Genomic DNA, 12015 nt, shown 5'->3' on the forward strand with positions numbered 1-12015 from the left:
GAAGGAATAAAACATGAAAAAACAAACAGCTGGAAGAGATAACTTAGGTGAATTTGCTCCACAATTTGCTACATTAAATGATGATATATTATTTGGAGAAATATGGGCACGTGAAAAAGAACTGTCTCCTAGAGATCGTAGCTTAATTACTATAGCAAGTCTTTTAACACAAGGTGTCCCACAATTAGAAGCACATCTAAATATTGCTAAAGAAAACGGTGTAACTAAAGAAGAAATCGTAGAATTAATTACACATCTTTCTTTTTATGCTGGATGGCCCAAAGCATGGTCAGCTTTTAATTTAGCAAAAGAAATTTTTGATGATAAAGAATAATTTGTTTTACTCTAGCAATCAATTGACTGGTTGCTAAAGTAAAACTGTCGATAAAGGAGATAAAATGACATTTTTTTCAATGAAATTAATTGCCTTATTATCAGTTGCTCTGATTGTTAATTCCGCACCGGCCATTTCTGCAAATAACCCAGCAATTATACAAAGCTTCCCCTATGTAAGCCCAGTATACGTTGGACTTCTAACCACGATTCCATCACTATTTTTAGTGATTGGTGTCTTTTTAACTAGTTTAATTGAAAATAGGATAGGTAAGAAATATACCATCATTACAGGATTAATCATAGTAGGTATCTTTGGAACATTACCTGCTTGGTATCAAGGTAGTTTTTTTATTCTATTTCTTTCAAGATGTTTATTGGGACTAGGTATTGGTTTATTTAATCGCTTATTAATTCAAATGATTAGCAGTTTGTACCAAAAAGATACTAGAAATAAAGTAAAAGCATTGGGATTAGAAAGTGCTTGTGAAGGTTTAGGCGGTATTATTATGACAATAAGTGTTGGACAACTAATAAAAAGAAACTGGTCAATTTCCTTCATAGTTTATGGCTTTGCTATTGTTAGTTTAGTTTTTGTTGCTATTTTTATTCCGAATCAAAGATTGAATCTTGTAAATACGGAAGAAATTGATACACAAGTTTCGGTTTCAAAAGAACGGAGAACGAAATCTATTCTTTTAGGTTTTATTTTATTTTGTATCGTTCTTTTGTTCATTAATTACAATTTGCAAATCACACCACTATTAATTGAACGAAGTATTGGTAATGCGACAAATGGTAGTAATATGATTGCAGCCATTGCAGCAGGAGCTTTTATTGCAGGAAATTTATTTGGAGTAACGTATATGTATTTGAAACGCTGGCTGTTACCTATTGCAGCATTCATTGCGGGTATAAGTATCTTTTTAACCAATTTGTCTTCCTCTGTTATATTTATTTTAATTTGTTCATTGACTTTAGGTTTTGCTTTTCGTAATATTATGCCTTACTTTATGCATACGTTTACTACCGGCGGAGAGGAAGTAGCAAAATTTGGAACGACTGTTGTCTTAGTTGCTTATAACTTGGGGGCAACTCTCGCTCCATATGCTTCTCAAGCTATTTCCTTTTTCAGTTCAAACACAAGCGCGAGCAATCAAATAATTGTCACTGGATTATCATTATGTTGTATTGGTTTTATTACATTGATTTTTAATAAGCATATGACTGTTTAGAAAAATACTAAGGAGGAATATAAATGGAATACGTTAAATTAGGAAATACAGGGATGGATGTTTCAAGAATTTGTCTAGGAACAATGAGTTTTGGTAATCCAAATAACTGGATTCACAAGTGGGTATTATGAGGAAGAAGAAAGTCGCCCAATTATTAAACGTGCACTAGATTTAGAAATCAATTTTTTTGATACAGCAAATGTTTATTCTCTAGGACATAGCGAAGAGATTTTAGGAAAAGTTTTAAAGGATTATGCAAATCGAGATGAAATTATTCTAGCAACAAAAGTTCATCAAAAAATGTTTGATGGACCAAATGGTCAAGGTCTATCTAGAAAAGCAATTATGTCACAAATCAATGATAATGTATTTAGACTAGGTAAAAAAATTACAAATTATGAATCTAAAATAAATAATTGTGAAATGAGAAGACTTAGTAAATGATTGTTTGAATTTTAGGAGTGTGACTTATTATGTATCTTTTTCAAAAAATCGAAGAAACTGTTTTTAAACAAAATGATGCAAGACGTACAATCGGAGAATTTCTTTTAACAAATAGAACGAAATTAGCAAGCTATTCGATGGATGAAATTGCACGAATGACCCATACTTCTAAACCAACACTGGTTCGCTTTGCAAAGTACTTTGATTATTCTGGTTGGAAAGAGTTCGTTTATGCTTTTACACATGAGCTTGCTCACTTTGATGATAGTCATCTTGATGTAGATATTAATATACCATTTAATAGTTCATCAGATACATTGGAAATCATTGAAAATATTGCGAATCTTCGTATTCAAACAATAAAAGAAACAACTTCTTTAATGTCAGTTTCAGATATAAACAAGGCAGCTCAAATTCTTAATGATGCACAAACCATTATGATTTATGGAAGAAGTCCAAATTCGTATTTTGGAGAATTGTTTAAAAGAAATTTGAATACAATTCATAAAAAAGCGTTTGTTACAGATGCAGATGAATCTGGTCTTGTTTCGAATATGCTGACTCACAAGGATTGCGCAGTAATTATATCTTATTCTGGAAATAATTCTGATTCCTATCCAATGAAAAACGTAAAGTTACTTTTGAATAATAGTGTCCCTATAATTAGTATTACAAGTGGTGGAGATAATTATTTACGAGACTATTCTACAATTGTTCTGAATATATCAAGTAGAGAGAAATTGTATTCAAAGATTGCGAATTTCTCTACTGAAGAATCGATTCAATTCATTTTGAACATTCTATATGCAAAAATATTTTCATTGAATTATAATCAGAACATGCAGACGAAAATTGAAAACTCTCGTACGTTGGAATCGAGCAGAAAAGCCACCTTTAAAGATATATCTGAAGATTTTTAACCGAAAAGGAATTCACTAAAAATAGTGAGTTCCTTTTTTTACTAAATTACCTCTTAAAAAGCTAATCTTTCAAATGAATGTAATAGTTAGTTTATATAGAATTATTGTTCAATACCTCGTTCCGTTAATGTGGAATCACAAACTCCTTGAAGTTTCTTTAATTAATTAAAAAAATTTTGTTATCATGCTCTCTTTTTACGAAAAGTATATCAGTTAAAGTAAACATTATATCAATATGATTTTTTTAAATCATAAAATAAATTTCACAAAAAATAGTGTATTTGAAAATAATATGGAATCTATTTCGAGTTTGGTTAAAACTATTGGAAAAGCTATCTATAAATGATAAATTGTATCCAGAAGGAACATTATGTCTTACCGGTGACAGCATAAATTTTCTTTAAATTTATTTAGGAGTGGTTTGTATGAGTAAAAAATATGAACAGTTGGCAAAAGATATTATTCAACAATTAGGTGGCAAAGAAAACATTACTGATGCATATCATTGTCAAACTAGATTACGCTTTAAATTAGCAGATGAATCGAAGTTAAACAAAGATAAGCTAGAGAATTTAGATGGTGTTACTAAATATATCAATAATGCTGGTGTCCACCAAGTAGTAATTGGAACACATATAAAAGATGTATTTGAAGAAATTGAAAAGAATATTGATGTTCAAAGTTCAAGTGATAGCAGTTCATCAGAAAAAAAAGGTCCTGTTGCCATAGTAATTGATTTTGTTGCAGGAACTTTCCAACCAGTTATTCCAGCATTATCTGGTGCCGGAATGGTTAAAGCAGTTTTAGCACTTTTAATTGTATTTAATGTTATCACACCTGATTCTCAAACATATTACATGCTAAATCTATTTGCTGATGGAGTATTCTTATTCCTACCAATGATTTTAGCATTTACTGTTGCACAAAAATTGAGATGTAATCCAATTCTTGCAGTTTCTGTTGCAGCAATGATGATGCATCCAAACTGGGGAGCACTTGTAACTGCGGGTAATCCAGTAAACTTTTTCGGATTTATACCATTTACTTTAGTTAATTATACTGGTTCTGTTATCCCTATTTTAATTGTTATTTTTTCCCAATCATATGTAGAAAAATTCTTAAGAAGAGTTATTCCTAAATCAATAGAGTTAGTGTTTGTTCCAATGTTGACATTCCTTATTATGGGAACATTAGCCTTTTCACTGTTAGGTCCAATTGGAAGTATTCTTGGTGGCTACTTAGCAACATTCTTTACTTACTTAAGTGTGAATGTAAGTTGGTTACCAGCTGTTCTTATCGGTGGTTTACTACCAGTCATGGTTATGTTTGGTTTACACAATGGAGTGGCTCCACTTGGAGTTATGCAAATGGCTGAATTAGGTTATGACAGTATCTTTGGACCAGGTGCTTTGGTTTCAAATATTGCTCAAGCAACTGCATCTGCTGTAGTTGCTTTCCGCACAAAAAATAAGAAATTAAAACAAGTAGCAATTTCTGGTTCGATTACAGCTTATATGGGAATTACTGAACCAACACTTTATGGAGTTAACTTACCTAAAAGATATCCATTGATTGCCGCAATGATTGGTGGAGCATCTGGTGGTCTTTATGCTGGATTGACAAATACACACCGTTTTGCAACTGGTTCATCTGGATTACCAGCAGTGTTACTCTATATTGGTGATGATACAATGAGATTCTTCTGGAACATCATCATTGCTTTGATTATTTCAGCAGCTGTTACTGCAACATTTACATATATTTTAAGCTTTAAATATGAAAAAGAAGAGGAAGTAGAAGAAGTTCCAGAAATCAAACCAGTTGTTTTAGATGATACTCGTCTAATTAGTCCAATTCCTGGTACCGTGATTCCATTAAATCAGGTTCAAGATGAAGCTTTCGCATCAGAAGCATTAGGTAAAGGATTTGCAGTTGAGCCATCTGAAGGAGAAGTTTTTGCACCATTCAATGGAAAAGTTGTAGCAGTTTTCCCTACAAAGCATGCTATTGGTCTAGTTTCTGATACTGGTGTTGAAATTTTAATTCATGTTGGCTTGAACACAGTCGAATTGAATGGTCAATATTTTGATGCATTAGTTGAAGTAAATCAAAGGGTAACAAAAGGTCAATTACTACTAACTTTTGATATAAATAAAATTAAAGAAGCTGGCTACCCAACTCAAGTTCCAGTTGTGGTAACCAATACACCTCAGTATTCGTCAATTGAAACAATTAAACAAGGAAATATAAATAAAGATGAAGATGTATTAGCAATCAGAGTTTAGGAGTGATTTAATATGGCATTAAGTAAAAATTTTTTATGGGGTGGCGCAACATCTGCTAACCAAGCTGAAGGTGGCGCGTTAGAAAGTGGAAGGGGTTTATCAAATGTAGACCTTCTTCCAACAGGACCAGATAGGAAGAAAGTAGCATCTGGTGATTTAGAAATGTTGGAGTGGCAAGAAGGATATTATTATCCAGCAAAAGTTGCGATTGATATGTATCATAGATATATGGAAGATATACAGTTATTCGCAGAAATGGGTTTTAAAGTCTATAGAATGTCTCTTTCATGGTCTCGTATCTTTCCAAATGGCAATGATAAAGAACCTAACGAAGAAGGTCTAATTTTTTACGAAAATATTTTTAGGGAATTAAGAAAACATAATATTGAACCATTAGTAACAATTGCCCATTTTGATGTTCCTGTTCATTTAATCAAAGAATATGGTGGCTGGAAAAACCGCAAGTTAATTGATTTTTATGTTAAATATGCAGAAACGATAATTAAACGTTATAAAGGACTAGTTAAATACTGGTTAACAATCAACGAAATCAATATTTTACTTCACCAACCCTTCGTAGGTGGAGGAATCGTCTTTAAAGAAGGCGATAACAAGCAAGAAATTAAATATCAGGCAGCGCATCATCAATTAGTTGCGAGTGCATTAGCAACTAAAATTGCTCATGAGGTAGATAGCGAAAATATGGTTGGATGTATGTTAGCTGGTGGAAGCCATTATCCATACACTTGCCGACCAGAAGACTACCAAGAAGCAATTAATCGTGATAGAGAAGGTTATTTTTTTATTGATGTACAAGCACGTGGTAAATATCCAAACTATGCCTTGAAAAAATTTGAACGTGAAGGTTTGAATATTCAAATGAAAAATGGCGATAAAGAAATTCTCGCGGCTTCACCAGTAGATTTCGTCACATTTTCTTATTATTGTTCACGAACGGTTAGTGCGTATCCAGAGGATTATGCACAGGCAACAGGAAATTTGTTCCCATCAATCAAAAATGAATACCTTCCTTCTACTGAATGGGGATGGCAGATTGATCCTCTTGGTTTAAGAAATTCCTTAAATCAAATGTATGACCGTTATCAAAAACCCTTATTTATTGTTGAAAATGGCTTAGGTTCAATTGATACACCAGATAAAAATGGTTATGTTGAAGACGATTATCGTATTGATTATTTGAAAAAACATATTCAAGCATTCAAGGATGCAGTAGAAATCGACGGTGTAGAACTACTCGGTTATACGACTTGGGGTTGTATTGATTTAGTTGCAGCCAGCACCGGACAAATGAGTAAACGTTATGGATTTATCTATGTTGATTGTGATGATGAAGGTAATGGCACTTTGAAAAGAACGAAGAAAAAATCATTTGAATGGTACAAAAAAGTTATCGCTTCAAATGGTGAAGAATTATAATAGATACTTGCCTTAAAGTTAACTTTAATTGAGAATATTATAATGAACAACAAAAGAATAGTGCTAAGCTCTATTCTTTTGTTATTTAGAAGTAAAAAATTTAGAAAAATCTTTCCTAAAATCAATGAATTTTTTGGAATATCAATAGTGTATCTAAGTAATAAGGAATTAACTTTTGTTAAAAGTATTTTGAGCTAAATGGTTTTGTTATATAATCATCTGCACCATATTCATAACCCTTTAATTTGTCCTCCTCTTCACCTTTAGTTGTCAATATAATAATAGGTATATTAGTCATTTCACGTGAAACTCTACACACTGAAAATCCATCTAAATATAGCATCATAATATCCAATATCACTAAATCTATATTATTGTTGTTTAATATTGTAAGTTCCTCTACTCCATCATCAGCAATTATACAAGTATATCCTCCTTTTTGCATATATTCTACAATAATACCTTGCATTTTTTCATCTTTTACAACTAGTATTTTAGCATTTTTATTTTTTAACTATTTTTTGTAGACTTTATTTTAGCTTATATTAATTTATTTATCAACTATTTTTTCATAGTATTTTGATAGTATTTTTTTATACTCTTATTAATAGCGTTGATATTATTGATAAAAATAGCCTGCTAACTTTATCTCCTGTTAGCAGGCTAAAATATTTCTAGAATAATAATTATATTACTTTATTACTGTTCCATTTTTTCGATTAAAATATATTCTAAAACAAATATCTTCAACTAATGAATAAATTGCACTTGTTATAAAATACAGACCTATGGCTACTGGAGTTCTAACAGTCAATATAAGACTTGTTATAGTAGTTACTATAGCCATTTGTTTATTAAACTTTGCCTGAGAATTTATCCTAAAATATGGTATATAATTCACTAAGTTTGAAGCTAACATAATTAATGTATATATACAAGGTAATATAAATAAGTTATCAAATGCACCTAAATTAGCAATCCACGGAATTATAATTGTTGTAAATCCCTTTGTCATATCTAAACATACATGATATAAAGCATATACTACTGGCATTTGTACTAAAACTATAAGGCATCCCAGCATACTCTTCATACTTTCTACAGAATTTACTTGTATTTGTTTTTCCAGTTCCTTAGTATCATTCTTATACTTTTCTTTTATATGTTCCATTTTTTCTGCTAATTCTTGCTGTTTTTTCATAGAAAACCTTTGTTTTAATGATAGTGGCATTAGTACTAACTTCACTATTAAAGTTATAAGTACAATAGAAATTCCAAAATCTCCTGTAAAGTTAAATAATATACTTAATAATCCTTGCAATATACTTGAAATGAAATCCATTTTATTCTCTCCTTTTATTTTTAATCTTTAGAATTATAACAGATTCATTTCAAATTAAAATAAACTACAATACCTCCAAATATCATATTTCTGAAAAACTATATATTGTTTAGGCAATCTTTCTTCAGAATATGCAGTTCTATTTGCAAATAAGTTTCTCATTAAAACATATTTAATTTTATGATTTAAGAGGTCTTTGCAAAAATAAAATATACTTCCAATAATGGATACCAATAATGTCATATAAATTAGTATATATAACATACTATCCATATCTAATCTCACTACATCACCACCTCAATACTTATATTTATTTTTATACAATTTCAAGGCTTAAATAATTCCAGTATTCATATTTAGTTTTAAATAATTATATTATAAAAAGCTCCTAATGTAAATATACAGATTATCATATTTATTATTCTTATTTATCATACTTACATTTATAAGTATCCAATCTTAACTCTTTTAATCTTTAATAGAAACCACCTAAAGTATTATTTTTTATGTCTAAAAAAACAATATTGAGTTTTTATAGTCTATTTTTCAATTATAAACCTTAATTCAATATAATCCTAATATAATACTAAATACAACCTTTGATACCGTCAGTATTAAATATTATACCTAATACAATCCATTAGTATAATCGTATAATCTTTGATACAATTCTTAATATAATCATTAATAATCTGATACTAAAATCAATGACTTTTTTCCAGATTAATGCTAAAATAATTAAAAATAGAAAATAAAACTCAAAGGAATTTTCCCCAAAAATAAACGGAGGTTACTTAAGATGATAAGTGATTCTATATCAAAAAGACGCAGTATTAGAAAATATAAAAATCAAAGCATTTCACATGAAACTATAGAGAAAATAATTGAAGCTGGAATAAATGCACCTTCATCTAAAAACAGACAACCATGGCGTTTTGTTGTTGTCACTGAAAAGGAAAAAGAATCTATGCTTAAAGCTATGACTAAAGGCATTCAAAATGAAATTGATGACAATGGACTTCTTACAGAAAGTCGTCAACATATTGCTGGTGCAAATTACACAGTTAAAATTATGGAACAAGCTCCAGTAACAATCTTTATTTTAAACATATTAGGTAAATCACCTTTAGAAAGCTTATCTGCTGAAGAACGCTTTTATGAAATGGCAAATATACAATCAATTGGAGCTGCAATTCAAAACATGTCACTTGAGGCTGTGGAATTAGGTCTAGGTAGTCTTTGGATTTGTGATGTATATTTTGCATATCGTGAATTATGTGAGTGGTTAGATACAGACAGCCAATTGGTAGCAGCAATATCTTTGGGTTATCCTGATGAAGAACCAGCAATGAGACCTAGATTACGATTAAGCGATGTAACTGAGTGGAGATAAATAATTATATTGGGTAAATAAGACTAACAGAATTTATATTAGGCGAGGTATTTTAATGAAAAAAATAGTTAAATCTTTTACATTTTGGTTTCTTTTAATAGCATTATTTGAGATTTATATGCATCAAATTGGTCAAGACTCAAAAAGTATTGTTCTAATAAGCTTAAATCCTATCTTATCTATTATTTCTCGCACTGATAGTTTTCTTGTTTTTATGGATTCAGGTATGCAAATACCATGTAGAACGATTATGGGGTCAATTTCGATTTATTGGTACATAGCATCTATACTTTCTTTTCTTATTTATGGCATAATCTTAGATTTGATTAGAGTAATTATTTCTAAAATTGTACACAAAACAAAATAAACATTGTAAATAGTGCATTTTCTTGAGCTATTATGAAAATTTGATTGTTTTTTAAACAACCTTCTCAAGCAAGGCAGAGTATCTACACTCTACAATCTAACTGTAGCTCCTGAAAATGCACCCTAAAGTTATACATGAAATTATTTTAGTGTTAATTAATAAAAATTAATTTAATATATTTATCAATAGCTAGAAAGGCCACCTTTTCTAACATTGATATAAATAACTCTTTCTCTTCTTTCTCAAACGAACTCAACAATTCTTCTACATATCCATTTGTTATTCTTAATATTTCATCATAACATTCTAAAGATTTCTCTGTAGGGTATAAATGCCATGTTCTTTTTTCCTTTACACTTGGCTTTCTAGTGATGAATCCTTCTTTTTCTAAATTTGCCAAAGCTCTTGTTATATTGCTAGGATTCACAAGGATTTTTTTAAATATAGTATCTTGTGTAATACATAGTAATATGAGTAAACTTATAAATGACTCTGATGAACTTATTATAATAAATTTACTACACAATAGATAGCATAAAACACTCCTAATTTCTATATGTTGCAATTCATTTCTTTTCTTTATGAGCTGTAATGATTGTGTAGCTATAAACATTTACTGTTATAATACAATTATCTACACTTATATACCAGTTCTTTCCCTTTCTATTAATAACAGCACTTTAAGATTCTATTTTAGTTTTACACCAGTTCACTACATCATTTGTCTCCAAAGAAAGGTTTTTCTTAATTCTTACAACACCTAATTCTGTTGTATGTAATTTATCCAGATTTCTAAGTAATTCATTTTCTGGATTCATTCGTATCAGAACACCTCACCCTTTATAAGATTTAATATTTCAACTCTTATAGAAACATACTTGTAACATTCCTTATTTCCAAAGCTTTATAGACTTATCTGTTAACTGCGCTTACAACTTATTAGCTTTTTATTTAAGTTTACTATAATCTTCATCAGATACAGGCTCCAACCATTCATTGAAGGCACCCTCAGCAGGCACCTCTACAGCTAGATGCTGAAACCAACTATCATGTGCAGCTCCATGCCAGTGTTTTACATCTGGTGGTATATTTACTACATCACCTGCATGTAATTCCTGAGCTGGCTTTCCAAATTCTTGATAATATCCTCTACCTCCAGTCACAAGTAAAATTTGCCCTCCCTTATGGTGTATATGCCATGAATTTATTGTAGAAGGTGCAAATGTTACATTTCCAATTGATACTCCATTCGTGCTAAGCATATTTAAATAACATTCTCCTGTAAAATACTGTGCAAATGCCTTATTTTCCTCACCAATAGGAAAAACTGCTCCTACACCTAAATCTTCTTTTCTACTCATTTCTAATTCCCCCTATGCCTTAATCTAACTTTTTTACACTTCAAGTATACAACTTGAAGTTAACTCTAAGGCAATAGATTTTACTATAATAATTTAATTTTTAATTTAGATTTATTTTTTAATCTATTCCTTTAAATCCTCATCCTCTATTATAGATTTTCTTATATTCAATAATTGGTCTACAAATTGATTAGCAGGAGAATTTAAAATATTCTTAGGAGTATCATACTGTTGAATAATCCCATGATTTAATACCAAAGTTTTTGTACCTAAAATCAAAGCTTCATAAATATCATGTGTAATAAATATAATTGTAACTCCTGTTTTTTTATGAATTTCTTTTATCTCTTTTTGTAATTGCTTTCGTGTAATCTCATCGACTGCACCAAAAGGTTCATCCATCAGTAAAATTTCTGGTGAAGAAGCTAAAGCTCTTGCAATACCTACACGTTGTTGTTGCCCACCCGATAATTCTGATGGATAGCGGACTTTCATATCATTCGGTAATCCCACTATCTCCATCCACTTGTCTACAGCATTTTTTACTTCTGATTTATTTTTTTTATTGAAAAGATTTGGTACATATGAAATGTTTTCTTCAACAGTCATATGAGGAAAAAGAACACTTCCCTGCACACAATATCCTATTTTTCTTCTTAACTTAATTAAGTCCTCATTTTTAATATCTGTTTGATTTATCAAGATATTGCCACCATCTGGCAAAATTAAACCATTAATCATTTTTAAAAGTGTTGTTTTACCAGAACCAGATGAACCAATAACAGTTAAAAATTCTCCTTTTTCTATATCTAAATTAAGATTATTTATGATAGTTTTATCATCATATTGTTTTTTAATATTTTTAAATTGTATAATAGGTGTCATTATATTTCCTCCA

The 12015-nt window shown here is 30.2% G+C and carries 11 protein-coding genes and 4 pseudogenes; 8 read left to right on the plus strand and 7 right to left on the minus strand.

Features of this window, described 5'->3' with window-relative positions; genetic code table 11:
• The first annotated feature begins 13 nt into the window (after window positions 1-13).
• The 6 genes and pseudogenes from JJC02_15715 (at window position 14) to ascB (ending at window position 6654) form a co-directional block, all read left to right on the plus strand.
• Window positions 14-334, plus strand: coding sequence for a carboxymuconolactone decarboxylase family protein (locus JJC02_15715; protein UDN54303.1), 321 nt, complete (start codon window positions 14-16; stop codon window positions 332-334).
• 64 nt (window positions 335-398) lie between these two features.
• Window positions 399-1568 (plus strand): MFS transporter, encoded by a 1170-nt coding sequence (locus JJC02_15720; GenBank protein ID UDN54304.1) that lies wholly within the window; start codon window positions 399-401, stop codon window positions 1566-1568.
• A gap of 23 nt (window positions 1569-1591) precedes the next feature.
• Window positions 1592-2012, plus strand: a pseudogene (locus tag JJC02_15725) (aldo/keto reductase).
• A gap of 29 nt (window positions 2013-2041) precedes the next feature.
• Window positions 2042-2932 (plus strand): MurR/RpiR family transcriptional regulator, encoded by an 891-nt coding sequence (locus JJC02_15730; GenBank protein ID UDN54305.1) that lies wholly within the window; start codon window positions 2042-2044, stop codon window positions 2930-2932.
• Window positions 2933-3357: 425 nt separating this feature from the next.
• Window positions 3358-5217, plus strand: coding sequence for a PTS glucose transporter subunit IIA (locus JJC02_15735; protein UDN54306.1), 1860 nt, complete (start codon window positions 3358-3360; stop codon window positions 5215-5217).
• A 12-nt stretch (window positions 5218-5229) separates the two neighbouring features.
• On the plus strand, window positions 5230-6654 hold the full coding sequence (ascB, locus tag JJC02_15740; protein ID UDN54307.1) for a 6-phospho-beta-glucosidase: 1425 nt from the start codon (window positions 5230-5232) through the stop codon (window positions 6652-6654).
• A gap of 101 nt (window positions 6655-6755) precedes the next feature.
• Here the strand turns inward: ascB and JJC02_15745 are convergent.
• The 3 genes and pseudogenes from JJC02_15745 to JJC02_15755 form a co-directional block, all read right to left on the minus strand.
• A pseudogene (locus tag JJC02_15745) lies at window positions 6756-7123 on the minus strand (response regulator).
• A 222-nt stretch (window positions 7124-7345) separates the two neighbouring features.
• Window positions 7346-7996 (minus strand): membrane protein insertase YidC, encoded by a 651-nt coding sequence (locus tag JJC02_15750; protein UDN54308.1) that lies wholly within the window; start codon window positions 7994-7996, stop codon window positions 7346-7348.
• Between the two features lie 54 nt (window positions 7997-8050).
• On the minus strand, window positions 8051-8281 hold the full coding sequence (locus tag JJC02_15755) for a hypothetical protein (GenBank protein ID UDN54309.1): 231 nt from the start codon (window positions 8279-8281) through the stop codon (window positions 8051-8053).
• Window positions 8282-8795: 514 nt separating this feature from the next.
• On the opposite strand from JJC02_15755, the gene JJC02_15760 reads away from it, so the two are divergent.
• Both JJC02_15760 and JJC02_15765 read left to right on the plus strand, forming a co-directional pair.
• The gene (locus JJC02_15760; protein ID UDN54310.1) at window positions 8796-9389 is read left to right on the plus strand and encodes a nitroreductase; all 594 of its coding nucleotides are present in this window, start codon (window positions 8796-8798) and stop codon (window positions 9387-9389) included.
• 55 nt (window positions 9390-9444) lie between these two features.
• On the plus strand, window positions 9445-9756 hold the full coding sequence (locus JJC02_15765) for a hypothetical protein (GenBank protein ID UDN54311.1): 312 nt from the start codon (window positions 9445-9447) through the stop codon (window positions 9754-9756).
• Window positions 9757-9907: 151 nt separating this feature from the next.
• On the opposite strand, the pseudogene JJC02_15770 reads toward JJC02_15765, so the two are convergent.
• The 4 genes and pseudogenes from JJC02_15770 to JJC02_15785 form a co-directional block, all read right to left on the minus strand.
• A pseudogene (locus tag JJC02_15770) lies at window positions 9908-10216 on the minus strand (MarR family transcriptional regulator).
• 106 nt (window positions 10217-10322) lie between these two features.
• A pseudogene (locus JJC02_15775) lies at window positions 10323-10574 on the minus strand (DUF3781 domain-containing protein).
• A 129-nt stretch (window positions 10575-10703) separates the two neighbouring features.
• Window positions 10704-11117, minus strand: a complete 414-nt coding sequence (locus JJC02_15780) for a cupin domain-containing protein (protein UDN54312.1) — start codon at window positions 11115-11117, stop codon at window positions 10704-10706.
• A gap of 123 nt (window positions 11118-11240) precedes the next feature.
• Window positions 11241-12002: an ABC transporter ATP-binding protein gene (locus JJC02_15785; protein UDN54313.1), complete on the minus strand. Its 762-nt coding sequence runs from the start codon at window positions 12000-12002 to the stop codon at window positions 11241-11243.
• Between the last annotated feature and the right edge of the window lie 13 nt (window positions 12003-12015).

Origin of the sequence: Clostridioides sp. ES-S-0054-01 (assembly GCA_021561035.1) — a bacterium.
Classification (GTDB): domain Bacteria; phylum Bacillota; class Clostridia; order Peptostreptococcales; family Peptostreptococcaceae; genus Clostridioides.